This window comes from Comamonas sp. C11 (assembly GCF_024496285.1).
Classification (GTDB): domain Bacteria; phylum Pseudomonadota; class Gammaproteobacteria; order Burkholderiales; family Burkholderiaceae_C; genus Comamonas; species Comamonas testosteroni_F.
Genome location: NZ_CP101743.1, coordinates 2,942,754 through 2,967,610, shown reverse-complemented (window position 1 = coordinate 2,967,610; position 24,857 = coordinate 2,942,754). Strand labels below are relative to the sequence as shown.

The window sequence follows — 24,857 nt, the reverse complement described above, 5'->3', positions numbered from 1 at the left end:
GGGCCAGATGTCGACAAGATGGCATATCTCTAAGTCTGAAGTCCGACAGATTCAGTATGTCGGTCCTACAACTGATGCAGCAAAACGTGTCCCTCTCTTCACCTTCAACCACTCCGAGCAGAAACGGCTCTGCCCACTGGCGCATTGAAGACATTGACTTCTCTGCCATTGATCGCAGCGCCATAAAGAACAATCAAGACCTGTTCTTTTTGCTGATGAGCGCCTCGTTCATCGAGACCGGCTCGGATACTTACGCGGCCAACCTGGCCGAGCATTACGCGGCCTGGCCCGAGATCGCGATCTGGCTCAAAGATCAATGGGAGTCCGAAGAACTGCAGCACGGGCGCGCGCTGCGGGCCTATGTGGAAGCCGTGTGGCCGGAGTTTCCCTGGCAAAAAGCGTATGACAGTTTTTTCGCCGAATATTCGCAGCTATGCACCATGGAAGAGCTCTACCCCGACCCGCGCCTGGAAATGGTGGCGCGCTGCGTGGTGGAGACCGGCACTACAGCCTACTACCACACCTTGCGCGAACTCAGCGACGAGCCGGTTCTGAGCGAGTTGCTGGGCAATATCCGCAACGACGAGGTCAACCACTTCAAGCATTTCCTCAAGTACTTCAAGGAGCTGCAGCAGCAGTCGCCCGTGGGCCGCATGCGCATTGCCAAGGCCCTGTACGGCCGCCTCAAGGAGTTGCGAGAGAGCGATTCGGATATCGCGCTGCGGCATGTCTGGGCGCACAAGGGCCCTTATTTCGCCGATAGCAGCACTCGTTTTGAAGACATGGCCCAGCGCATTTACGAGCTGGTCAGTCGTCGCCTGCCTGCCGACCTGGCCGTGCGCATGCTGCTCAAGCCCATGCTGCTGCCAGCACGCGTGGAGGGCATGGTGCGCACACCCATCTCCAAGCTGGCGACACGCATGATGTCGTACTGAGTCTTGTAGCTGCAAACAAGCCCGGCCAGCTCCAGTTGTCCGGGCATTCGACTTCCATGGCAGGAACCTATCTCACGACCGGAGAAGTGGCAAGGCGTGCAGGCGTGAGCGTACGCACCTTGCATCACTACGACAGCATTGGACTGCTGCGTCCAGACGCGCGCAGTGAAGCAGGCTATCGACTCTATGGTGCGCAAGACATTGCGCGCCTGCATGCCGTGCAATCGCTCAAATCGCTGGGTTTGAGTCTGGAGGCCATCGCTGCCGCGCTGGCGGGGCAGGGCATTGAGCCTAAGGACTTGTTGCAACGTCAGGTAGAGGAGGCTCAGCGCATGTTGACCCAGGCCAGGGCGCTGAAGGACAAGCTGCAGTTTCTGGAGGATGCGGTCTCTGGCCAGCAGGGCTCGTTCGATGATTTGCTGGCTGGCATTCGGCTGCTGGACGCTCATCAGCTGTATCTGCCTGCTGCTGGCATACGACAGATGCTGGGACGCTGGCGCAGGGCCAGGCCACGCTGGCAGCCTGTGGCCGATGCCCTGCTAAGGTGCCGTGCCGAGGGGCTGGGGGTCGGTACCGCCCAGGTGCAACTGCTGGCACAGCGCTGGATGAATGTGGCGATGACGGTTTTTCGCGGACGCTTGGGCCTGATCCAGAACTGGGCCCGCATGCATGAACACGAGCCTCAGACGGCTCGACATGCAGGGCTTGAGCCTGAACTGCTGAATTATCTGGAGCAGGCAATCGGCCTCAGGATGGCGGCCTTGCAGCGTCATCTGACGACTGCGGAACTGCAGGGGCTTGACGGCTCTACCGGGCCGGATTGGGAGGTATTCGCCGCCAGTGGCGAAAAGCTGCTGGCACGGGGCGTTGCATCCCAGACTGCCGTCGCACGGCAACTGTGCGTGCGTTATCGGGAGCTGTCACTGCGGACGGCCGGAAACAATCCATTGCTGGCGGCCAAACTGGCCCAGGCCTATGCTACCGAGCCTGTGCTGGCACTCGGACATTTTGTATCGCCGAAGCTGAGGGACTATCTGAACAGCATCGAGGCTTGACCCTCACGCTACGTCAGGCCTGAAGCTGTGCTCTTTGTTGAAAAGCAAGGAGTTTTGCGATGACTGCGATTGATTGTCCCAGCCCTTCGGCCCTGCGTGTTGCCATGGCACGCGCCGTTCATCAGATTTTGGAGGACGAGCCGGTTTTCGCTGACCGTTTTGCCGTAGCCTCCCTCGGCAGCGCGGAGGCCGCAAAGCTGCTGCGTCAGCCTCTGGTGCATAACGATGTGGCTTCACGGTCGCTGCGTGCCGGCATCGTGGCCCGGGCCCGATGGGCCGAAGACTGTCTGCTGGAGGCCGTGGCTGCGGGATGCATTCAGTACGCCATCGTGGGTGCAGGCCTGGATACCTGGGCCTTGCGCATGGCGGCTCAGTTGCCTGCTGTACGCATCTTTGAGCTGGATCAGCCGGCAATGCTGACCTGGAAGACCCGGCTGTATGAGCGCAATGGCTGGGAGTTGCCCTCAAGCCTGCGTCAGTTTGGCATTGATCTGCGTGAAACGGGGACGGTGCAGGGCTTGACGGCTGCCGGCATGGATCTCGATTCATCAGTCAGTCTGTCGATACTGGGCCTGCTGGTGTATTTGAGCGATGAGGCCGTCGAGCGTGAAATATCTGCACTGAGCCGTCTGGCAACAGGGTCGACCATCATGCTGGACTACAGAGTGGATGAGCAGCAGCTCAGCCCCATGGAACAGCTGATGATGCAGTTTACGGCGCAGATGATGGCCGCAGGTGGCGAACCCTGGCATGCATCCAGCACGCCGCAGCGCATGGCGGGGCTGCTGGGCGCGGCGGGCTTCGAGGTGGAAGAAGATCTGGGGCCAGCGCAGCTCAATGCCCGCTTCTTTGCGGGGAGGCGCGATGGTCTGCAGATTGCGGGCGGCGGCTTTCGCTATCTGAGTGCAGTCAAGAGGGATTGAGCGCTTGTTCAAAGACCTGCATAAACAAAAAGGCACAGGGCTTTGAGCAGCCTGTGCCTTGCATGCGGGACAAAGAACTTACAGTTGCAGGGCTGCGGTATTGCCCTCGGGCCAGTGGCGCAGCGCCTCCTCGGTAATCAGCAGCACCTGCTCATCCCCCGAGCTGGTGTCGAGCCAGAACACGGGCAGATCGGGGAAGGCTGCCTCGAAGTACGGCTTTTCATTGCCGATTTCCAGCACCACCACGGCGTCCTTGTTCAGGCGCGCAGGCAAGTCCTGAAGCAGCTGGCGGATGAAGTCCATGCCGTCGGCGCCGCCGGCCAGGGCCAGCTCGGGCTCGGCCTGGTACTCGGCAGGCAGCTTGCCCATGCTGTCCGAGTTCACATAGGGCGGGTTGCACAGTACCAGATCCCAGGGGCCGGGCACCTGGCTCATGCCGTTGCTTTCCAGCAGCGTCACGCGATCCTGCAGCCCGTGCTTGTCTACATTGATACGGGCGACGGCCAGGGCATCGGTCGAGATATCGGCACCGGTCACCCGGACTTCGGGATAGGCCATGGCGGCCAGGCAGGCCAGAGAGCCATTGCCGGTGCATAGGTCGAGCACCTGTACGGTCTTGTCGGACAGCCAGCCATCAATGCTGCCATCGGCCAGCAGTTCGGCGATGAAGCTGCGCGGCACGATGGAGCGTTCGTCGATGTAGAAGGGCACACCGACCAGCCAGGCCTCGTTCGTCAGATAGGCGGCGGGCTTGCGGCTGCGGATACGTTCTTCAAAAAGAGTAGCTGTCTGCGCTTGTATATCAAGGGATACAGGCTGATTCTCTACGGATTCCGGAGCACCTGGAGTGAGCTCACTGTCCAGGGGCAGGCCCAGCTTCCAGAGCACCAGCCAGGCCGCTTCGTCTTCGGCCGTGGCCGTGCCGTGGCCAAAAGCCACGCCGGCAGCTTTGAGAGCCTGAGCGCCGCTGGCAATCAGTTCGGCAACGGTGTTGCCCGAGATCGGGGGTGTGCTGGTATTGCTCATGCGGTCTGGGCTGCGGTCTGCTGGCGCTGGAGTTGTTCCAGAGTCTTGCGGTAGATGTTTTTCAGCGGCTCGATATCGGCCACGGCGATGTGTTCGTCGATCTTGTGGATGCTGGCGTTGGGCGGGCCCATCTCGATGACCTGGGGGCATATCTGGGCGATGAAGCGGCCATCGCTGGTGCCGCCGGTGGTGGACAGCTCGGTATCCAGTCCGGTCTCATCCTTGATGGCGGCCTGCACGGCCTGTACCAGGGTACCCGGCGTGGTCAGAAAGGGCTGTCCGCCCACGGTCCAGACCAGCGAGTATTCGACGCCATGACGGTCCAGGATTTCATGCACGCGCTTTTGCAGGGAGTCGGAACTGGACTCGGTGCAGAAACGGAAATTGAAGTCGATCACCACATGGCCGGGAATGACGTTGCTGGCGCCCGTACCGCCATGGATATTGCTGATCTGCCAGCTGGTGGGCGGGAAGAACGCATTGCCGCGGTCCCAGACAGTGGCCGCGAGTTCGGCGAGTGCGGGCAAGGCCTCGTGAATGGGGTTGCGTGCCAGCTGCGGGTAGGCGATATGGCCTTGCACGCCGTTGACGGTGAGCTTGCCGCTCATGGTGCCGCGGCGGCCGTTCTTGATCATGTCGCCGGTCTGTTTGACCGAGGTAGGCTCGCCAACAATGCACCAGTCCAGGCGCTCGCCGCGTTGGCGCAGCTCTTCGACCACGACCTTGGTGCCGTCAATCGAGGGGCCTTCCTCGTCGCTGGTCAGCAGCAGGGCGATGTCGAAGGCGGGTTCGGGCGTGGCCTGCAGAAACTCTTCCAGCGCCACGACAAAGGCGGCGATCGAGGTCTTCATATCGCTGGCACCACGTCCGTAGAGCTTGCCGTCGCGGTGCATGGGCACGAAAGGCGGACTGGTCCATTCCTTGAGCGGGCCGGGCGGCACCACATCGGTATGGCCGGCAAAGACCAGCACAGGCCTATCTGAACCGATGGCGTCTTGTGTAGGTTGATTCTGAGCTGGAGAGTGTTTTGCCCACAGGTTTTGTACGCGGAAGTCCGCGGGGCCACTATTCAGGCGCTCGCAGGTAAATCCCATGGGTGTCAGGGCATCGGCGAGCAGCTCAAGGCAGCCAGCATCTTCGGGGGTGACGGAGGGCAGGCTGATGAGCTGCTCGGTCAGTTGCAGTGTCCGGGACATGGAGGGGCTTCAAACTAAAACAATGCCTAGGCCGCCTTGGCTGGCGGCTTCAGGCGGTTCTGACATCCAGGGTGATTTCCGTGAAGGACGGCATATCGTCATCGCCGGACAGAATCACATCGGTGACGGCCGGGGCGTTGGCAGCAGTGGCCGCGTGGCTGACGTCATTATCCATGCGCCACATCAGATTGGTGGGCGAGTCGGCATAGGCCAGCGCTTCACTGCGCTCAATTGTGCCACTGCGCACCAGGGCTGCCAGTGCGTCCTCGAAGGTCTGCGAGCCTTCGGCCATGGATTTTTCCATGGCTTCCTTCACGCCACCGAAGTCACCCTTGACGATCATGTCGCTGATGAGCTTGGTGTTGAGCATGACTTCCACGGCCGGCACGCGCGTGCCGTTGACGGTACGGACCAGGCGCTGAGAGATCACGGCCTTGAGCGAGGCGGCCAGCTCGCCCAACATGCTGGGGCGAACCTCCTCGGGGAAGAAGGACAGGATGCGATTGAGCGTGTGATAGCTGTTGTTGGCATGCAGGGTCGCCAGGCATAGATGGCCGGACTGGGCATAGGCCAGTGCGGCCGACATGGTCTCGCGGTCGCGGATTTCGCCGATCAGAATCACATCGGGTGCCTGGCGCAGCGCATTCTTGAGTGCGATTGCTAGGGTACTGGTATCGGTGCCGACCTCACGCTGGTTGACGATGGATTTTTTGTTGCGAAACTGGTATTCGATGGGGTCTTCCACCGTGAGGATATGGCCGGTGAGCGTTTCGTTGCGCTCGTCGATCATCGTCGCCAGTGTCGTGCTCTTGCCCGAGCCCGTGGCGCCAACGATCAGCACCAGGCCGCGCTTTTCCATGACCAGCTCACTGACAATGGACGGCAGGTTCAGGCTGTCGCGCGAGGGCACCTGCTGCGAGATGAAGCGCACGACAACTGCGTAAGAGCCGCGCTGGCGCATGGCGCTGATACGAAAACGTCCTATGCCGCTCATGGGAATGGCAATGTTCAGCTCGCCCGTCTGCTTGAGCTCTTCTATGGCTTCCGGCTTGACGACTTCGGAGAGCAAGGCCAGCGGAGCTTCGATCGGCAGCTCCTGATTGTTGATGGGGATGCAGATGCCGTTGATCTTGATCAGCGCTGGCGCACGGGCCGAGAGATAGACGTCCGAGGCCTTTTTTTCGGACATCAGACGCAGAATTTTTTCCATGGTGCTCATTTTTTCTTCATCCTTTTTCGCTCAGCCTCTCTATGCACGCATGTTAGCGTGTGTCAACTCGGTGCAGGTCGCGCTTGATGCGCAAAGCTGATCTCCGGCATGAAAAAAAGCCTGCACGCTCGGGAGCGGGCAGGCTTGTGAGCAGGGGCGGCCACGGCGGTGCCTGCATCAAGGCAGAGCAAGCATGGCCAGGAGCCCATCAGTCGCGCAGCAGGTCGTTGATGCTGGTCTTGGAGCGGGTCTGTGCATCCACGCGCTTGACGATGATGGCGGCATACATGGAGTAGTCCTTGCCATCCTTGGTCTGCTTGGGAATATTGCCGCTGACCACCACCGAGCCGCTGGGCACGCGGCCATAGGTGATTTCGCCGGTTTCACGGTTGAAAAGAGGGGTGGACTGGCCGATGTAAACGCCCATGCCCAGAACGGAATTCTCTTCCACGATCACGCCTTCGACCACTTCGGAGCGAGCGCCGATGAAGCAGTTGTCTTCGATGATGGTGGGGTTGGCTTGCAGGGGCTCAAGCACGCCGCCCAGGCCCACGCCGCCGGACAGGTGCACGTTCTTGCCCACTTGGGCGCAGGAGCCCACGGTGGCCCAGGTGTCGACCATGGTGCCTTCGTCCACATAGGCGCCGATGTTCACATAGGAAGGCATCAGGATGGCGCCCTTGGCGATGAAGGAGCCGCGACGGGCAACGGCCGGAGGCACCACGCGCACGCCCGTGGCGGCGATTTCAGCCTCGCTCATGCCTTCGAACTTGGTGGGAACCTTGTCGAAGAAGTTCAGGGCACCGCCGTTGATCAGGGCATTGTCCTTGAGGCGGAAGGACAGCAGCACCGCTTTCTTGATCCACTGGTGCACGGTCCACTGGCCCACGCCTTCGCGGGTGGCTACGCGCAGCTTGCCGTTGTTGAGCTCGGCAATCACGTGCTCCACGGCATCCACCACTTCCTTGGGGGCGGCGGAAGGCGAGATATTGGCACGGTTGTCCCAGGCGTTGTCGATGATGGATTGCAGTTGTTGCGTCATGATGTTTTCGGTCAAAGATCGAAAGTTGAGGTGAATCGTTGGGTCATGAAAGGCCCGCACATGGCAGGCCTTGGATGCGGATCAGCGGGTACGGGATTCGATGAATTGTGCAATACGCTGCGCGGCTTCAAGGCATTCCGCCGTTTCGGCCACCAGAGCCATGCGAATGCGGTTGGCGCCGGGGTTGAACCCCTGAGCCTCACGCGCAAGGTAGCTGCCCGGCAAGACCGTCACGCCTGTATGAATATACAGCTCTTTTGCGAATTGTGCATCATCCATGCCCAACTCCGGTGGAATGCCGGCCCAGAGATAGAAGCTGGCATCGGGCAGCTTCACATCCATGACTCTGGACAGCACGGGGGTGACCTGCGCAAACTTCTCGCGATAAAGGCGGCGGTTTTCCTGCACATGGGCTTCGTCGCCCCAGGCGGCAATCGATGCCGTCTGCACCACAGGGCTCATGGCGCCGCCGTGATAGGTACGATAGAGCAAGAAGGACTTGAGCAGAGTCGCATCACCCGCTACAAAGCCGCTGCGCAGTCCGGGCACATTGCTGCGCTTGGACAGGCTGGTGAACATCACCAGATTCTTGAAATCATGGCGGCCCAGCTTTTGGGCGGCTTCCAGGCCGCCCAGTGGGGCTTCTTCCTGAAAGTAGATCTCGCTGTAGCACTCGTCGCTGGCAATCACGAAGCCATGCTTGTCGGACAAGGCGAACAGCTTCTCCCATTCGCCGAGCGGCATCACGGCGCCCGTGGGATTGCCGGGCGAGCACACAAAAATCAGCTGTGTGTGCTGCCATACCTCTTCGGGCACGGCATCCCAGTTCACGGCAAAGTTGCGCGCGGCATCGCTGGCGGCGTAATAGGGGGTGGCTCCGGCCAGCAGCGTCGCACCTTCGTAGATTTGATAGAAGGGGTTGGGGCAGATGACACGCGCACCGGCCTTGGTGTTGTCCACCACGACCTGGGTGAAAGCAAACAGTGCTTCACGCGAGCCATTGACAGGCAGAACCTGAGTCGCGGCATCCAACTCGATGCCATAGCGCTGCTTGGCCCATTGCGCACAGGCCTGGCGTAAGGCCGGCAGACCGGCGGTGGCAGGGTAAACGGACAAGCCCTGCAGTTCGCTGCTCAATGCTTTTTCAATGAACGCTGGCGTGGCATGGCGTGGCTCTCCGATGCCCAGACTTATAGGGCGCAGGCCCTCAGGTGGCCGAGCCGAGGCAAACAGTTGGCGAAGACGTTCAAACGGATAAGGCTGTAAGCGAGAGAGCAGGGGGTTCATAGTTGCACATTATGGGCTGATGCCATTTTCGCATGAGAAAACAGCGCTCATAGTTTTGAGTTTGCGGGTTTGCAGGCTCCAGGAATTGCAATTTGTTACGTAAGCTGGGCGACAGAGCAAGTGGCTACCGTGAGCGAGCTGCGAGGTCAGCAAACGAAGTCAACAACAAAAAACGAATGGAGACAGGCAATGCAAAAGCGCATCTTGCCCGACAAAAAAAACCGCGTACGAGTGAGGAATTCCGGACTGCCGTGGTTGGGGCTGCCATGGCTGCTGGCCGGGCCAGTTTTGCCTGCGCTGGGCCTGAGCGGAACATGGCAGCTGGGCTGGTTGCTGCTGTGGGGCCTGGGAGTGCTGTTGTGGGTCGCCGCTCTTCACAGGAGCTGGCAGCAGCAGTGGTTGGACATGCAGCTTGCGCTTGAAAGAGTCGCTCATGGAGACCTGAGTCTTGGCGTTGCCGGAGAGCCGCAACAAGGGCTTTCCGCATCAAGCCTCACCAAGTCCATGGTGCATGCGCTGTCGGCCATGGTGGCCGATGTTCGCAGCAACGCTGCCCTGGTGGCCCAGGCCGGACAAAGCATGGTCAGGGACCATCAGGCCTTGTCTGAACGAACCGAGATGCAGGCGAGCAATCTGGCGCAGACGGTGGTCAGTGTCGAGCAACTCACCGCAGCGGTTGAGCACAATGCGCAAGTGAGCAAGGCAGCACATTCCCGCGCTGATGGCGTTTGTGCCGCTGCCGATCAGGGCGCCCAAGCCATGCAGCATGCGGTGCAGTCGGTGGAGCTGATCGAGCGCAATGCCGGGCGTATGCGGGAAATCATTGGCGTGATTGACGGCATCGCATTCCAGACCAATATTCTTGCCTTGAATGCAGCGGTGGAGGCTGCCAGGGCCGGTGAACAGGGGCGTGGCTTTGCCGTGGTGGCCAGTGAGGTGCGGACGCTGGCCCAGCGCAGCGCCGAAGCAGCCAAGGAGATTCGGCTGCTGATCGGCGAGACCGTGCAGCAGGTCACTCAAAGCACGCAGCAGCTACGTAGTGCAGGCGAGGAGATCCAGGGGGTGACGCGGGCCATTCACGATGTGGTCGCCCATATGGGGACGCTTGCGGACACGGCCAGCAGCCAGAGCTCGGGTCTTCAGGAAATCAGCAATGCCGTGCGTCAGATCGATGAAATCACCCAGCACAACGCGCAGATGGTAGGTCAGGCGCTTCAGCAGGCGCAGGAGTTACAGCTGCGCGCCCGGCATCTGTCGGATGCGGTGTCGCGCTTCAGGTTGCAGCAGGGCACGGCCGAGGAGGCGGTGGCTCTGGTGAATGCGACCATGAGACAAGCCAGAAGCTCGCCCAGTGTTGCCAGCCTGCTGCAGACCGTCACCGATCCTTCGCAGCCATTCCACGACCGCGACATGTATGTGTTTGCCTTGTCTTCTGAGGGCGAGTACCGGGCCTTCGGCGGTAATCCGGCCAAAGTGGGGCTGCGCGTTCAGGATGTGCCCGGCATTGATGGCAATAGCCTGATGGCCGACATCATGGCCCAGGCCGAGCTTCGTCCGGGCTGGGTGGAATACGATTACATCAACCCCAGCAACCAGCAGGTGCAGACCAAGATGTCCTATGTCTGCAAGCATGCAGGCCTGTACTGGGGCTGCGGTGTCTACAAGAGCCTGATCAGTGCCTAATGGGGTCCTGATGGGCACTTGTCGCCACTGATTTTTTGCTGCATCGGGAGCGAATGCGCTTTTCTCAAGCACCAGAGGCTGATTGGGTATCAGGCTCCTGCGCGCTTGGCTTTGGCCTTGGCCAGAATGGCGGCAAGCGTGGCCTTTTTGTCTGTGGCGGGCGCTGACGGTGTGTCGGCTTGAGCGCCAGCTTCTTCAGCTGGGGTTTGTGCCGTGGTGCGTACCGGCGCGTTGGCCTTGCGACCCGTACGCAGCAAATGCGCGCCATAGCGGCTGCGGGCATGGTCGGCCTGCGCAGTACTCCAGGCGGACCAGCCTGTGGCTTCAGCGCTGGCGTTGACCAGCTCTATGCAATCAACGGGGCAGGCAGGAATGCACAGCTCGCAGCCCGTGCAATGTTCGGCAATCACGGTATGCATGCGCTTGTTGGCGCCCAGAATCGCATCGGTAGGGCAGGCCTTGATGCACAGTGTGCAGCCTATGCACCAGGCCTCGTCTATCACGGCCAGGGTGCGAGGTGCTTCCAGGCCGTTTTCGGCGTTGAGCGGCAACTCCAGCCTGCCAGTGATGGTAGCCAGACGGCGAACGCCTTCCTGGCCGCCTGGCGGGCATTGATTGATGGCGGCTTCTCCGCTGGCAATGGCCTCGGCATAGGACGCGCAGTCGGGGTAGCCGCAGCGAGTGCACTGTGTCTGGGGCAGGGCTGCATCAATGTTCGCAGCCAATGCTTGAAGCGAAGAGGCTGCGGACATTGATGATTTCATTCTGGTCAGGCGAGCCTTTACGCCCTGGCGCGATGGGCCTCGCGTCCTTTCTGGGCAGGGGCGCTATTTTGACCTGTTTTTACCGCCTTGGCAGACTTGTCTGCATGAGCCTCGCTGCTTTCCAGCTCTGCGCCGTCGTCGCTGACGCTGCTCAGATGGCCTGCGGCGCTGGCGGCGGTGGCACTTGGGGGCTGATGTGCCAGGATGAAGTCGCGTACTTGCGGGTAGACGGTCTTGCGCCAGCGGCTGCCACTGAAGATGCCGTAATGCCCTGCGCCTTGCACTTCGATATGGTGGCGCGCCTCGGCAGCGATGCCAGTGCATAGATCATGGGCGGCGCGGGTTTGGCCGGCGCCCGAAATATCGTCCAACTCGCCTTCCACCGTCAGCAAGGCGGTGTTCTTGATGTCCTGCGGACGCACCAGTTCGGTCTTGCCTTGCTCGTTCCTGACTTCCCAGGTGCCCTTGACCAGCTTGTACTCCTGAAACACTGTGGCGATGGTTTCCAGGTAGTAGTCTGCGTCCATGTCCAGCACGGCGTTGTACTCGTCATAGAACTTGCGGTGATGCTCGGCGCTGGCTTCATCACCCTTGATCAGGTCCTTGAAATAGTCGTAATGGCTGTTGGCGTGGCGGTCGGGATTCATGGCCACAAAGCCCGAGTACTGCAGAAAGCCGGGGTAGACGCGACGGCCGGCACCGGGGTAATTGTTCGGTACTTCGTAAATGACGTTGTTCTCGAACCACTCGTAGCTGCGGGTTTCGGCCAGGTTGTTCACGGCCGTCGGCGAGCGGCGCGCATCGATGGGACCGCCCATCATGGTCATGGACAGCGGTGTGACTTCGCCACGGCTGGCCATCAGAGAGACCGCTGCCAGCACCGGCACCGTCGGCTGGCAGACGCTGACCACATGACACTGACCATAGCGCCCTTGCAGATAGCGAATGAATTCCTGCACATAGTTCACATAGTCGTCCAGATGGAACTCGCCCTCGGACAGCGGCACGGTGCGGGCATTCTTCCAGTCTGTGATATAGACCTTATGACCTCCGAGCATGCTTTGCACGGTGTCGCGCAGCAAGGTGGCATAGTGGCCCGAGAGCGGGGCGACGATCAACACCACGGGCTGGCTGAGCATGAGATCCAGTGTTTCTGGATCATCGGAGAAGCGCTTGAAGCGGCGCAGCTCACAAAACGGCTTGTCGACCTCCACGCGCTCGCGAATGGTGACATCCACGCCGTTGACTTCGACGTTATGCAGATCGAACTCGGGCTTTTCGTAGTCCTTGCCCAGGCGATACATGAGGTTGAAGCCCGCAGCCATGCGCTGGGCCATGGGCACCTGGCTGAAGACCGAATGAGGGTTGTTGTAGAACTTGGAGGCGGCCTGGGCAAAGTCTGCAAATGGCTCGACCATTGCGCGTTGCATTTCGTAGATCTGATAGAGCATGGTACGCACTTTTGCGGGTTATGTTGCAGTGCAATATAACAGCAGAGTTTGACATGCAAAGTAGTGAATTCCCTTCAAATGACGGATCTGCTGGGATTGCGCAACGCAGGCCGGACCTCACTGAGTTTGAAAGTAAAAAAGCTGACCGAAGTCAGCTCTTTCATGAGTGCTCAAAGCATTTGCTCTGCGGGTTCCCGCTGAATCTCGTTCGGCTTGGTGCGGGCCAGTTTCATGACCTCATGCGGCGGCAGGGTCTTGAGGCGGTGATCGCTCCAGACCTGGCGCCAGCGGCGTGCACCGGCGAGGCCATTGCGAAGCCCCAGCATATGCCGGGCAATCGAATACCAGTGCGTGCCATGCTCGAGCGCTTCGCGCTCCATATACAGCACCATCTGTTCTTCAATATCCTCTCGTGTGCGTTCCCTGCTCTCGTCCTGATAGTAAAGGGCGTCCCACGACGACATCCACCAGGGGTTGTGATAGGCCTCGCGGCCCACCATGACTCCATCGACCTGCTGCAGCTGCTGCCGCACTACTTCGTCGGTCTTGATGCCGCCGTTGACGGCGATTGTCAGGCCCGGAAAGTCACGCTTGAGCTGTGCCACGACTTCGTAGCGCAGCGGTGGGATTTCACGGTTTTCCTTGGGAGAGAGGCCTTTGAGCCAGGCGTTGCGAGCGTGAACCACAAACACCTGGCAACCTGCGTCGGCAACGATTCCGACGAAGTCACGCACAAAGTCGTAGCTTTCAATTTTGTCGATGCCGATTCGATGCTTGACGGTGACCGGCACGGACACTGCATCTGACATGGCCCTGACGCAATCGGCCACCAGTGCAGCCTCGTGCATCAGACAGGCACCGAAAGCGCCGCGCTGCACACGCTCGCTAGGGCAGCCGCAGTTGAGGTTGATCTCGTCATAGCCCCATTGCTCACCCAGGCGTGCGCTATGCGCCAGATCGGCCGGCTCCGAGCCACCCAATTGCAATGCCACAGGATGTTCTTCGGCTTCAAGCCGCAGATGGCGGCCCACGTCGCCATGCACCAGAGCTCCGGTTGTCACCATTTCGGTATAGAGCAGGGTGTGCTGACTGAGCAGGCGGTGGAAGTAGCGGCAATGCTTGTCCGTCCAGTCCATCATAGGGGCCACCGACATACGCCACATGCTGTTATCTAGTTGTTTTTTAACGATTTGTTCGGTGCTCATACTATGAAAAGTGCCTTGTAGTGCACTGAAAATTGACCCTGTTTTACCCCGTTTTGCCGGGGTTTTTAACGCTGAATGCTGCATTGGTGCACCACGAATTTCATGGAGCACTGATGGGAACCATCACCCAACGAAAGAGTGCCAAGGGTGTCGGATCGTTCCAGGCTTAGATCCGTCTGAAGGAAGGCGGAGAACTGACTCTTTTCGAGTCCAAGACGTTCACCCGGCGCGCTCTTGCCCAGAAATGGCTGCGAAGACGTGAAGCAGAAATCGAGGAGGCCCAAGCAACTGGCCGGCCTGTTCAAGGTTTCGTCACCCTCAAGCAGATACTGCAGGATTATGTCAGCGATGCAAAAGGCATCGTGGCATGGGGGCGGTCCAAGACGGCCGACATGACCTGCTTGCAGAAGGCCAAGCTGGCGCACCGGGATGCCCGGCATCTGCGTGCCATTGACTTCATCGAGTACGCCAGGTGGCGGCGCACCGAAGAGGATGCAGGTCCGGCCACGGTGCTCAATGACATCGTCTGGCTGAGGCAAGCCTGCCTTGGCGCAGTGACGCGCTACGGCATGAACAAACTGGTGCAGGGGCTGGATGCGGCCAAGCAGGAGCTGCTGCGGCTCAAGATCATCTCCAAGCCACGCCGGCGCATACGCCGCCTGAAGGCTGAGGAAGAGGCCGCATTGCGGGAGTACTTTGCCAGGCAGGAGACTCGCCCCTCGATTCCCATGCTGCAGATCTTCGAGTTTGCGTTGCTGACCACGCTCCACGACCTTGGCGAAAGCAAGGAATTCAGCAGGTGTGAAGCACATGGTTACTCAATGATAATTACTTGAGATTGATTGGCTTCCATCGAAATTCAGAATACCCCCTGGAGCAGCGCATACGCTAAAGCCCGCTTGGTCATCACCTCATAGGGAATGGTGATCTAGGAAGACCAGTACTCCCATTAAGTCGGCAGCATTTCTTCAATCGCTGATTAGCGATAGACAGCCACACGGTTTCTGCCGTCACGCTTGGCTTTGTAGAGCATCTCGTCGGCGTATTTGATAACCGTTGGGATGTCGGAAGAGCTGTTCGGCCAGCTTGCCACCCCCAGGGAAATGGTGACGTGGCCAACGCCTTCAAACACTGCTGCTTCCACTTGCTTGCGCAAGCGCTCTGCGACTTGAACTGCGGTCGTTTCACTGGTTCGAGGCAAGACAATCAAAAATTCCTCACCACCAACGCGACAAGGCAAGTCATCTGCGCGTGAGACAGATTTCATTTGCTTGGCCAGGTCACGCAAGACGAGGTCACCTGCATCATGTCCAAAGGTGTCGTTGACCTTCTTGAAATGGTCGATGTCGATAGATACCACTGAGAAAATCTGGCTGGACGCTTCGAGCGTTTTCAATGCAGCTTCCAGGCTTCGACGATTGCCAAGCTTGGTCAAAGGATCAGTTTTAATATCATCCTGAAGTTTTTGAATATTTCTATTCAGCAAGGAAATGCCAACTAACATGGCCTTTTTCAACTCATAGGACTCTACATACCACGATTTTATTTTCTGTATTTTCTTTTCTGTTTCTGGATCGCCAATGTTTTTTGCACCTTCAGACAGCAATTGCAGCGGCTTGGCAATTCTGTTTGCGCACCAACAGATCAGAAATACAGAAATTACCGCTATAGGTAGCGTCTTAAGAATTACTTGCTTCATCAGCGAGTCCAATGGAGCAAGGGTTGCCGACAGAGGTCTCTGTGCAACTACTCCCCAGTTCGTAGTGGGAATAATTGCGTAGCCTGAAATCATCTCAACCCCACGAGTATTCTTAACGATCTGGCTGCCAGATTCGGAATTTTGAATTTTCCCGATGACTTCATTGCCGCTCACGAGTGTTCCTACTCGATTTTGATCAGGATGATAGACAAGCTTTTTGTTCTGATCGACAACATACAAGTATGAGCCATCTTTGTAGTAGTGTGTGCCAAGCAGATGGTTGAGGATGCTCTGTTGGTTGAGGTAGATCGTTCCCCCAACCATGCCTAAATAGTTGCCGGATGGGTCGTGAATAGGGTGAGAGATGAATACCAGCAAATTTCCAATGGTGGAAATATATGAGTCACTAATCAGCGGCTTCTGCGTTTTTATCGACTCTACAATGCCTGGTGTTGTAAGAGTTCTTCCCGTGAGTTTCAAAGTTTCAGGTGAAGAAGCTAAAACACTAGAGCGAGCATCAACTATAAGGATGGAATTGAAGCTTTCAGTCTGAGTTTTGAGCCTTTCTGACTCTGATTTTAGTACTTCGATGTTATTGAAGTTTTTTGATAAATAGACTGAGCTTGCCGCTAGCTGTTGTTGAGCTGCTCTAAGGAAGTCATCAGTGCTCTTTGCCAGTTTAGTTGCATAGACGAAATTTCCATTCAAATTTTCATCTATGAGTTGTTGGCGTTGAACAGTATAGGCTGCGTAAAATGTATTAACTAAGGAGATAAATGCGCTGGTAACCGTGAGAAATAGGATCAAACGCCTAAGATCCATTTTGCAAAAAATCTTGCGTATGCTGAATTTCACAGAGCACCCAGAAAACAAGCGTTGACAAAAACTATCGGCATCGGTCAATTTATTTGTTTATTTTACTGCTGTGTGAGAGGTTGCTAGGGTTAGTACCTGTGTAAAAAGTGCAGTCACTGTTGACAGGTCCGTTTCCTGTCGGTGGCGGGCAACGTTGGCAAGTTGCTATACGGCTTCGCAGCCGTGTGCTTGATTGCATGGATCTACTCGCAGCTGTCTGTAGCTGCTCAAGAATGCGAGACCCCCAAGTCAGCACCTCACAGCTCTCCACTCCTGCTCGGCCTGAGCCTTCTTTTAATCGATGTACGTAGCCAGCTTGCTTGTATCCATAAACCACTGGCTCTTGTTGCATCCCAGGCGGTAAGCAGGCACGGGCAACGCCTGATGCTTCTGCACGCAGACGGTCACATGCGTCCAGCCTACAAAGCCGCCGTGCTGCAGCTCATCGTAAGCGGGCAGGTCTGCGGACAGCAGGCCCTTGCCGACCAGCTCTTGCACGATCTGGTCGGAATAGGCGGGGATCATGCCAGTGCCTCCTGTGCTTCAACGACCTGCAGTTCCGTGTAGTCGGCGCTGATGACCCAGCGCTCCGTCATTCGGTGGACTGGGCGTGGGGGTCTGCCGGCAGCTTGATCAGGAATGCGCGGCCGTCCGTCTTTTGCTTGATGACAGTTAGGTACTGATCTGTGGTGGAGGTGGATTTTTAGGCAGGGGCTAGTGCCGAGAAGGCTGTACAGGGGAGTAAGAAGGGAAAGACGAGTGGCTAGATCAAATTCGCCCACCGAATTGAAAGCTTTTTATGTAACTTACATGTTATTTCACAGGGCCCCTTAAACCCTGTGTCAGTCAATTACTGAGCCTTCGTCTTCCAGCTGTCAATAGGCTTGACATACATCTGCTCGATAGCGTCTTCGTAGTGAGCCATCAGGTTTTTTCGCTTGAGCTTGAGAGTAGGGGTCATCAGGCCGTTGTCAATGTTCCAGCTATCCCTGACCAGGTGGATGGCTCTGGGCACTGCATAACGAGCGAAGTTGCGTGTCTGCTTTTCGATTCGGGTAAGCACTTCTCTCTCTGCTGCTGCATGGTGCAGACTGGATCCATCATTCGGGTTCAGCCCAACACTCGTGGCGAGCATTTCCCATTCCATTTGACTAACAACCGCAATGCAGGCAATGAATGGACGATCCTCGCCAATCACGAACACTTGCTCAAACAGGGGATCGACGAGGATGGCCTGTTCCACATCATTGGGGGGCACTTTCTCTCCCGTCGATGTCACAATGATTTCCTTGATGCGACCTTTGATTCGGATACGGCCATTTTCGATTGAAGCCTGGTCACCAGTTCTCAGCCAGCCATCGGCAGTAAAGGCTTTGGCGGTGTCTTCCGGACGATTCCAATAACCGCGCATCACTACCGGGCCAGACACCTGCAACTCCTGATCCTCGCCAATTCGGACCTCAATGCCCGGCAGTACACGACCAACGGTATCGGGCCAGTTATCGTCGAGTCCGTTGGCGCTGACAACTGGAGCGGTTTCGGTCATGCCATAGCCTTGCACCATGGGCAGGCCCAGGCCCAGAAAAGTGCGCGCAATTGCTGGAGACAGTGGTGCTCCGCCACTCACAGCCACGCGAAGCCGGCCTCCAAACTGTGCAAGTAGGGGTTGGGCGACAAGTTTGCGCAGAAGCCAGCCGGGCAAGGCGCAAGCCCAGTTGGCCTTGACTTCCAGTTGCTCCTCCAAGGGCATGCCTTGATGAGCGCAGAAGCTCTTCCAGCCTTTGCTGACTGCAGCGTCAAACAGCTTGTGCTTGAGAGGGCTGGAAGCAAGCGACTCTTGAACCTTGGCATAAACACGTTCATAGATGCGAGGCACCGAGATCAGTACGGTCGGCTTGACCTGCTTCATATCCTGTGCGAGTTGTGCAACAGAGCGTGCGTAGGCGACGCAGGAACCGGTAGCAACGGCCAGGTAGTAGCCCGCAGTTCGCTCGAAAGTGTGTGAGAGCGGCAGAAACGAGAGAAAGACGTCCTCAGGGAAGGCCTTCACACGCTGCATCACCGCGTGTAAATCACTGACTACGTTCTCGTGAGTGAGCATGACGCCCTTGGGCTTTCCCGTCGTTCCGGAGGTATAGACAATGCCTGCCAACTCCGTTTTCTTTGGTGGCAGGGGGAGGGCAGAGGTATGCCGCTGACCGGCCTGAAGCCAGGCGGACAACACAATGACCGGCTTACGCTGCAAGGCCTTGACTGAGTCCTGCTCTGCTTGTTCGATAGGCACGATGCAAGCGTTCGACGAGTCGTTCGGTCGGCCTTGCTGTGCGTGAATCACGGCCTGGAGTTCGGGCAGGTTCTGACCTGTTGCACAAATTTTCTGCCAGGCCTTGGCGTCGGCCACGACCAGCAAGGAAGCCCCCGAGTCGGCCAAAATGTATGCAATGCTTCCGGCATTGTCGATGGCATGCAGAGGAACTGGCACGTAACCACAGCGCAGACAGGCCTGGTCGATGGTCATTGCATCAAAGCCATTGGGCAGCAAGATTGCAATCCTTGCACCGACAGGAAGATTCGAGGCGCATAAGGCGTGGCTCCACAGAGCGACGCGTTCCGCTGTTTCTACCCAGCTCAGGCTTTTCCAGGCATTTGTGCTCTCATCGAACTCCCGGTAAGCCTCGGCCGATGGCGTGCAGCGAACGCGCATGGCCAGGAGCTCTGGCAAGGTTTGCACTTGCTCGATAGTCAAATACTGTTTCTCTGCTTGGAGGCCCAGTACATCGGTTTCACTTGCTTGGTTCATGCGCTTGCCTTCAGGAAGCGGGCAATTTCCCGCTACGTGAATGATAGCGCTAGAGACATTCAGACCGGTATAGGACTCAGATTGTGGCTCCGAGCGGGATATCGATGCTTTGATAGCAGACGGCGATGTAATGGTGCAAGCGCTGCTGCTCGTCGCGCACAGCCGTCAGGGAAATCTGATGGCGGTTCCTGTCATGGTGCATGACGCGCATGCCTTGCCAGTGTCCTTTTTTACCGATTTCCGTCCAGATCTGCGGCCACTGGACAGACGTGTTGTCATCGCCATGGATGAAAAGACTGGAAAACTCCTTGTTCTTCGCCGCTTGGCGGTTCAAGCCGCTGATACGTGCAAAGGCCGGGTTGATGTCTACAATTTTCCGGTTCGCATCAAGAACCACCATGCCTTCGAAGGAATGATTGAATACCGTGGCAGCTATATGCAGTTGCCGCTCGGTTCGCTTACGGTCTGAGAGATCGGTCAGAAGGCCTACATACATGCGCTGACCCCGTGCCTCGGCTTGGCTCAACGCCAGGCGCATGGGAATCAGCGTACCGTCCTTGTGCTGACCCAGCACCTCTGAAATCTTGTTCTCCAGAGGTGGCGCGTTGTTTCGCTGGCCGGCTTCATGCTGTTCCAGATAGTGATCATGCTGGTTGAACAGTGCAGCGGGCATGAGCATTTTCACGTTCTGGCCCAGTACTTCATCTGGGCTCCAGCCGAATATGACCTCAGCTGCCGGGTTGTAATCAGTTACACATCCCCGATTATCGATGCAGATAATTCCATCTGCTGCCATATTCACCAAAGCTTGCAGTCGGGCTTCATTCATATCCACTTTCAGCCAGCGACTGCGGTACTGAATCAAGGCATTGGCCTGTGCAATCAATCCGCCAAATAGCAGAGTTATCACGGCAATGGTCAGCGCCAGAATCAAACGATCGTTCGATGATGCCGCGTCATGTGTTTCATGTTCGGCCGTGACTCGCAGCGCCAGCATGGCTGTGTAATGCATGCCCGAGATCGCGGCGCCCATGATGATGGCCGCCAGTGTTTTGCGCCAGTGGTCTTGTTTGAGGTTGAAGCGTGCCAGCCCGAAACGAATCCAGAGCGCCAAGGTGGCCAGTGCTACGCCAACAATAAGAGAAATGGCAAACCAGAGTGGTGAATACTGGTGCGTGGCAGGCATGCGCATTGCTGCCATGCCGCTGTAATGCATGGCAGCAATGCCGATACCAACCGTCAAGCCACCTAATGCCAATTGCCTGAGATTGAGTTCATTGTGAGCCAGCAAGGCAAGGGCCACTGCTGATGCTGCGATACCTGGAATGATGGAGAAGACGGTGACTGGCAAATCATACTGAACTGCAGCATGCATCGAATAAGCGAGCATGCCGATGAAATGCATGGCCCAGATTCCTATGCCCAGTGCCAGCGACCCGCTCACAATGGACCAGTTGCGCAACTGCCTTGATGTGGCCAGTCTGGCGAAAGCAGCATGGCGCAAAGCTTGGCCAGAGGCAATCCAGCAAACTGCCAGCGATAAGGTCACAAGGAAGGGGTCATATTCACCCTTGAGCACGTGAGCGTCGGCAGACGGGCTCCAGAAAAATTGCGCCAGCATGAATCATGATCCTGTAACACTGAAAGCACATTCAGTTACCTGGCAAGCATCGCATGAAGTGGGTAATCCAATATTTCAAATATCTAGGATAAATACTAGAACGGATCGAACGTGGATCTTTTAGATCGCAGCGTCGAGTCCATTTGAGAAATGCTGCTGCACTGCGCTCATGGCAATTTTCGGATCGCGCTTCAGCAGTGCCTGCATGATGGCTTCGTGCTCTGCCAGGGAGTCTTCAATACGGCCTTGCTTGAACAGCGATTTGTGACGGTTCAGCTTCATGACCTTGCGCAAATCGGCTACCAGCTGGTTACGCCAGCGGTTATCGGCAATATCGAGAATCTGCATGTGAAAGCTCTCGTTGAGCGCAAAAAAACGCTCGGCGTCGGCTGTGTTCTGCTTTAACTCCTCGTGGGTCTGCTGCAGACGCTGCAATTGTTCATCCGTGGCCTTGCCGGCAACCTCGGCCGCAGCATCTGCCTCCAGCAGACTCAGCAATCGATAGACGTCGGAGATGTCCTTGGGCGATACCTCGGTCACGTAAGCGCCTCGACGCAGCTTCATGGTCACCAGACCTTCGGCGGCCAATACCTTCAGCGCCTCGCGCAGGGGGGTGCGGCTGATGCCGTATTCCTCGGCAATCTTGAGTTCGTCGATCCAGGCTCCGGGCTCAAGCTCTCGCCGGAAGATGCGTTGACGCAACTGCTCGGCGACCTGCTCATATAGCGCAAGAGGAGTAAGTGTTTTGCTTGTCATTACGCGAGATTATATGCTGCAAGTATTTTGAATTCATAATTATGAATCATGTACACTAGGCGCATCTAGGTAGTTCACCGCAATTCCAAACTTCACTGCGCGCACCGCATACGAGAGACAACATGAGCCAAGAGAATCCGGCACAGGACCCACAAGAATTTGCACCCGCTGATCTGCAAGCCTGGAACAAGGCCGCCAACAAGGCGGCCCCCGGTGGCGACATCAACAACCTGAACTGGGTCACGCCGGACGGCATCACCGTCAAGCCGCTGTACACGGCCGAAGACACGGAAGATCTGCCATTCACCAACACGCTGCCGGGATTCGCCCCTTATATCCGCGGCCCCCAGGCCACCATGTATGCAGGCCGGCCCTGGACCATTCGCCAGTACGCAGGTTTCTCCACCGCCGAAGAGTCCAACGCCTTCTATCGCAAGGCGCTGGCTGCCGGCGGTCAAGGCGTTTCCGTTGCTTTTGACCTGGCTACGCACCGTGGCTACGACTCCGACCATCCGCGTGTGACGGGGGATGTGGGCAAGGCCGGTGTGGCGATTGACTCCGTCGAGGACATGAAGATCCTCTTCAACGAGATCCCCCTGGACAAGGTGTCTGTTTCCATGACCATGAACGGCGCCGTGCTGCCCGTGTTGGCTGGCTATGTGGTAGCCGCCGAAGAGCAGGGCGTGTCGCAGGACCAGCTCGCCGGAACGATTCAGAACGACATTCTGAAAGAGTTCATGGTGCGCAACACCTATATCTATCCGCCCAAGCCGTCGATGAAGATCATTGGCGACATCATCGAGTACACGAGCCAGAACATGCCAAAGTTCAACTCGATCTCGATCTCGGGCTACCACATGCAGGAAGCCGGCGCCAACCAGGCGCTGGAGATGGCTTTCACGCTGGCCGACGGCAAGGAATATGTGAAGACAGCCATTGCCAAGGGCATGGACGTGGATGCTTTCGCGGGCCGTCTGTCCTTCTTCTGGGCCGTGGGCATGAATTTCTACCTGGAAGTGGCCAAGATGCGTGCCGCGCGCCTGCTGTGGTGCCGCATCATGAAGGGCTTTGACGCCAAGAACCCCAAGAGCCTGATGCTGCGCACGCACAGTCAGACGTCGGGCTGGTCGCTGACCGAGCAGGACCCCTACAACAACGTGGTTCGCACCACCATCGAAGCCATGGCGGCCGTGTTCGGCGGCACCCAGTCCCTGCACACCAATGCGCTGGACGAGGCCATTGCCCTGCCCACGGAGTTCTCTGCCCGCATTGCCCGCAACACACAGCTGATCATTCAGGAAGAGACCCATATCACCAATGTGATCGACCCCTGGGCTGGCTCTTACATGATGGAAAAGCTGACCCAGGAAATGGCCGACAAGGCCTGGGCCATCATCGAGGAAGTCGATGCCATGGGTGGCATGACTGCGGCCGTGGACAGCGGCTGGGCCAAGCTCAAGATCGAAGCCGCCGCCGCCGAGAAGCAGGCGCGTATCGATTCGGGCAAGGAAGTCATCGTCGGCGTCAACAAGTACAAGCTGGCCAAGGAAGACCCGGTCGACATTCTGGAAGTGGACAATGTCAAGGTGCGTGACAGCCAGATTGCGCGACTCAAGAATATCAAGGCGAAGCGCGATGCAGCGCAGGTGGAGGCTGCGCTTGCGGCCATCACTGCTGCTGCAGAATCAGGCGAGGGCAATTTGCTGGATCTGTCCATCAAGGCCGTGCGCCTGCGTGCCACGGTAGGTGAGGTTTCCGATGCGATGGAAAAGGCGTTTGGCCGCCACCGCGCCGATACCCAGAAGGTGACCGGTGTGTATGCTGCCGCTTATGACTCGGCCGAAGGCTGGGACAAGCTCAAGGAAGAAATCAACTCCGCTTCGCAGGTCATGGGGCGCCGCCCCCGCGTGATGATCGCCAAGCTGGGTCAGGACGGCCATGATCGTGGAGCCAAGGTGGTAGCCACCGCCTTTGCGGACCTGGGTTTCGACGTGGACATGGGGCCGCTGTTCCAGACCCCCGAAGAATGCGCTCGCCAGGCCATCGAGAACGATGTGCACGCTGTGGGTGTCTCCACTCTGGCAGCCGGTCACAAGACCCTGGTGCCGGCCATCATTGAAGAGCTCAAGAAGCAGGGCGCGGACGACATCATCGTCTTCGTGGGCGGCGTGATCCCCGCTCAGGACTATGATTTCCTCTACAACGCAGGCGTCAAGGGCGTATATGGCCCCGGCACTCCCATTCCTGCCAGCGCCAAGGATGTGCTGGAGCAGATCAAGAAGGCCAACGGTCTCTGATCGGCCGGCAAGCATCGATAGCAAAGGCGATCGCGAAGTGACACCTGAGCAAATGCAAAACGGTATTTTGCATGGCAACCCTGCCGTGCAGCGCCGGGCCATGGCCAAGGCCATTACCTTGCTTGAATCCTCCCGGGCCGACCACCGTGAACAGGCTGACGGCCTGCTCACCGCTCTGCTGCCGCATACGGGCAAGGCGTTTCGCCTTGGCATCAGCGGCGTGCCGGGCGTCGGCAAATCCACCTTCATCGAGGCCCTGGGCCTGTACCTGATAGAGAAGGGGCTGCGTGTGGCCGTGCTGGCGATCGATCCGTCCAGTACCGTCTCGGGCGGCTCCATCCTCGGCGACAAGACCCGCATGGAGCAGCTGTCCATGCGGCTGGAGGCCTATATCCGCCCCAGCCCCAGCAGCGGCACGCTGGGCGGCGTGGCCGAAAAGACGCGCGAGGCCATGCTGGTCTGCGAAGCCGCCGGTTATGACGTGGTCATCGTCGAAACCGTGGGCGTCGGCCAGAGCGAGATCGCCGTGCACGGCATGACGGACATGTTCTGCGTGCTACAGCTGCCCAACGCGGGCGACGATCTGCAGGCTATCAAAAAGGGCGTGATGGAGCTGGCCGACCTGGTGGTCATCAACAAGGCCGACATCGACCCCCATGCCGCCACGCGCGCCCAGGCCCAGATCACGTCGAGCCTGCGCCTGCTGGGCATGCACGGCAACCCCGATCACGCCAACACCGGAGCGCTGTGGCAGCCGCGTGTGCTCCAGATCAGTGCCTTGCTGGGCCAAGGGGTCGACGGCTTCTGGGCTGCCGTCAGCAGCTTCAGGGAGCTGCAGACCGCCAATGGCCGCCTGGCCCTGCGCCGCGAGAAGCAGGCCCTGGCCTGGATGTGGGAGCGCATCGACTTCGGCCTCAAGCAGGCGTTTCGCCAGCATCCGCAGGTCAAGGCCATGCTCCCCGTCCTTCAGGACGATGTGGCCTCGGGTCGCATCGCCGCCAGTACTGCAGCAAGAAATCTGCTTCTAGCCCAAATGCAGTAGGCACTAGAAG

The 24,857-nt window shown here is 58.2% G+C and carries 20 protein-coding genes; 7 read left to right on the top strand and 13 right to left on the bottom strand.

All coding sequences use genetic code 11. The annotated features are described in order from the left end of the window. The first annotated feature begins 74 nt into the window (after positions 1 to 74). Genes NOX35_RS13530 through NOX35_RS13520 form a run of 3 tightly spaced genes read left to right on the top strand, consistent with a single transcriptional unit; the run spans position 75 to position 2,913 of the window. A complete protein-coding gene (locus NOX35_RS13530; protein WP_182287203.1) occupies positions 75 to 935 on the top strand; it encodes a ferritin-like domain-containing protein in 861 nt (286 codons plus the stop codon). 56 nt (positions 936 to 991) lie between these two features. Next, positions 992 to 1,990 carry a MerR family transcriptional regulator gene (locus NOX35_RS13525; RefSeq protein WP_256493580.1) on the top strand — a complete coding sequence of 333 codons (999 nt, stop codon included), beginning with the start codon at positions 992 to 994 and terminating at the stop codon, positions 1,988 to 1,990. A 59-nt stretch (positions 1,991 to 2,049) separates the two neighbouring features. After that, positions 2,050 to 2,913: an SAM-dependent methyltransferase gene (locus tag NOX35_RS13520; RefSeq protein ID WP_256493579.1), complete on the top strand. Its 864-nt coding sequence runs from the start codon at positions 2,050 to 2,052 to the stop codon at positions 2,911 to 2,913. A 78-nt stretch (positions 2,914 to 2,991) separates the two neighbouring features. On the opposite strand, the gene prmB is transcribed toward NOX35_RS13520, so the two are convergent. The 5 genes from prmB to dapC all read right to left on the bottom strand — a co-directional run bounded on the left by prmB (position 2,992) and on the right by dapC (position 8,674). Then, on the bottom strand, positions 2,992 to 3,939 hold the full coding sequence (gene prmB, locus NOX35_RS13515; RefSeq protein ID WP_256493578.1) for a 50S ribosomal protein L3 N(5)-glutamine methyltransferase: 948 nt from the start codon (positions 3,937 to 3,939) through the stop codon (positions 2,992 to 2,994). Continuing rightward, entirely contained in the window at positions 3,936 to 5,135 is a 1,200-nt protein-coding gene (gene dapE, locus NOX35_RS13510; RefSeq protein WP_256493576.1) for a succinyl-diaminopimelate desuccinylase, read from the bottom strand. Before dapE ends, prmB begins: the two co-directional genes overlap by 4 nt. 49 nt (positions 5,136 to 5,184) lie before the next feature. After that, positions 5,185 to 6,354 carry a PilT/PilU family type 4a pilus ATPase gene (locus NOX35_RS13505; protein WP_256493574.1) on the bottom strand — a complete coding sequence of 390 codons (1,170 nt, stop codon included), beginning with the start codon at positions 6,352 to 6,354 and terminating at the stop codon, positions 5,185 to 5,187. Positions 6,355 to 6,553: 199 nt separating this feature from the next. Then, a complete protein-coding gene (dapD, locus tag NOX35_RS13500; protein ID WP_256493572.1) occupies positions 6,554 to 7,387 on the bottom strand; it encodes a 2,3,4,5-tetrahydropyridine-2,6-dicarboxylate N-succinyltransferase in 834 nt (277 codons plus the stop codon). A gap of 81 nt (positions 7,388 to 7,468) precedes the next feature. Beyond that, a complete protein-coding gene (gene dapC, locus NOX35_RS13495) occupies positions 7,469 to 8,674 on the bottom strand; it encodes a succinyldiaminopimelate transaminase (protein WP_256493570.1) in 1,206 nt (401 codons plus the stop codon). Positions 8,675 to 8,863: 189 nt separating this feature from the next. Here dapC and NOX35_RS13490 point away from each other — a divergent pair, with 189 nt between their 5' ends. Further along, on the top strand, positions 8,864 to 10,357 hold the full coding sequence (locus NOX35_RS13490; protein WP_256493569.1) for a methyl-accepting chemotaxis protein: 1,494 nt from the start codon (positions 8,864 to 8,866) through the stop codon (positions 10,355 to 10,357). A gap of 89 nt (positions 10,358 to 10,446) precedes the next feature. On the opposite strand, the gene rsxB is transcribed toward NOX35_RS13490, so the two are convergent. The 3 genes from rsxB to dusA all read right to left on the bottom strand — a co-directional run bounded on the left by rsxB (position 10,447) and on the right by dusA (position 13,777). Next, complete coding sequence (gene rsxB / locus NOX35_RS13485; RefSeq protein WP_256493568.1) at positions 10,447 to 11,109, bottom strand: electron transport complex subunit RsxB; 663 nt, start codon at positions 11,107 to 11,109, stop codon at positions 10,447 to 10,449. A gap of 29 nt (positions 11,110 to 11,138) precedes the next feature. After that, a complete protein-coding gene (locus NOX35_RS13480) occupies positions 11,139 to 12,572 on the bottom strand; it encodes a polyhydroxyalkanoate depolymerase (RefSeq protein WP_256493567.1) in 1,434 nt (477 codons plus the stop codon). A 170-nt stretch (positions 12,573 to 12,742) separates the two neighbouring features. Continuing rightward, the gene (gene dusA, locus NOX35_RS13475; RefSeq protein WP_256493566.1) at positions 12,743 to 13,777 is read right to left on the bottom strand and encodes a tRNA dihydrouridine(20/20a) synthase DusA; all 1,035 of its coding nucleotides are present in this window, start codon (positions 13,775 to 13,777) and stop codon (positions 12,743 to 12,745) included. A 392-nt stretch (positions 13,778 to 14,169) separates the two neighbouring features. Here dusA and NOX35_RS13470 point away from each other — a divergent pair, with 392 nt between their 5' ends. After that, positions 14,170 to 14,613: a hypothetical protein gene (locus NOX35_RS13470; RefSeq protein ID WP_256493565.1), complete on the top strand. Its 444-nt coding sequence runs from the start codon at positions 14,170 to 14,172 to the stop codon at positions 14,611 to 14,613. A gap of 143 nt (positions 14,614 to 14,756) precedes the next feature. Here the strand turns inward: NOX35_RS13470 and NOX35_RS13465 are convergent, their stop codons facing one another. The 5 genes from NOX35_RS13465 to NOX35_RS13445 all read right to left on the bottom strand — a co-directional run bounded on the left by NOX35_RS13465 (position 14,757) and on the right by NOX35_RS13445 (position 21,508). Then, positions 14,757 to 16,379, bottom strand: a complete 1,623-nt coding sequence (locus NOX35_RS13465; protein ID WP_256493564.1) for a sensor domain-containing diguanylate cyclase — start codon at positions 16,377 to 16,379, stop codon at positions 14,757 to 14,759. Positions 16,380 to 16,625: 246 nt separating this feature from the next. Next, complete coding sequence (locus NOX35_RS13460) at positions 16,626 to 16,856, bottom strand: hypothetical protein (protein WP_182282826.1); 231 nt, start codon at positions 16,854 to 16,856, stop codon at positions 16,626 to 16,628. Between the two features lie 325 nt (positions 16,857 to 17,181). Next, entirely contained in the window at positions 17,182 to 19,131 is a 1,950-nt protein-coding gene (locus tag NOX35_RS13455; protein ID WP_256493563.1) for a long-chain fatty acid--CoA ligase, read from the bottom strand. Positions 19,132 to 19,207: 76 nt separating this feature from the next. Further along, positions 19,208 to 20,752, bottom strand: coding sequence for an MHYT domain-containing protein (locus NOX35_RS13450; protein ID WP_182282824.1), 1,545 nt, complete (start codon positions 20,750 to 20,752; stop codon positions 19,208 to 19,210). Positions 20,753 to 20,872: 120 nt separating this feature from the next. Beyond that, on the bottom strand, positions 20,873 to 21,508 hold the full coding sequence (locus NOX35_RS13445; RefSeq protein ID WP_182282823.1) for a GntR family transcriptional regulator: 636 nt from the start codon (positions 21,506 to 21,508) through the stop codon (positions 20,873 to 20,875). A 122-nt stretch (positions 21,509 to 21,630) separates the two neighbouring features. On the opposite strand from NOX35_RS13445, the gene scpA reads away from it, so the two are divergent. Further along, positions 21,631 to 23,805 carry a methylmalonyl-CoA mutase gene (gene scpA / locus NOX35_RS13440; RefSeq protein ID WP_256493562.1) on the top strand — a complete coding sequence of 725 codons (2,175 nt, stop codon included), beginning with the start codon at positions 21,631 to 21,633 and terminating at the stop codon, positions 23,803 to 23,805. A 52-nt stretch (positions 23,806 to 23,857) separates the two neighbouring features. Further along, the gene (gene meaB, locus NOX35_RS13435; RefSeq protein ID WP_232537922.1) at positions 23,858 to 24,847 is read left to right on the top strand and encodes a methylmalonyl Co-A mutase-associated GTPase MeaB; all 990 of its coding nucleotides are present in this window, start codon (positions 23,858 to 23,860) and stop codon (positions 24,845 to 24,847) included. The last annotated feature ends 10 nt before the right edge of the window (positions 24,848 to 24,857 follow it).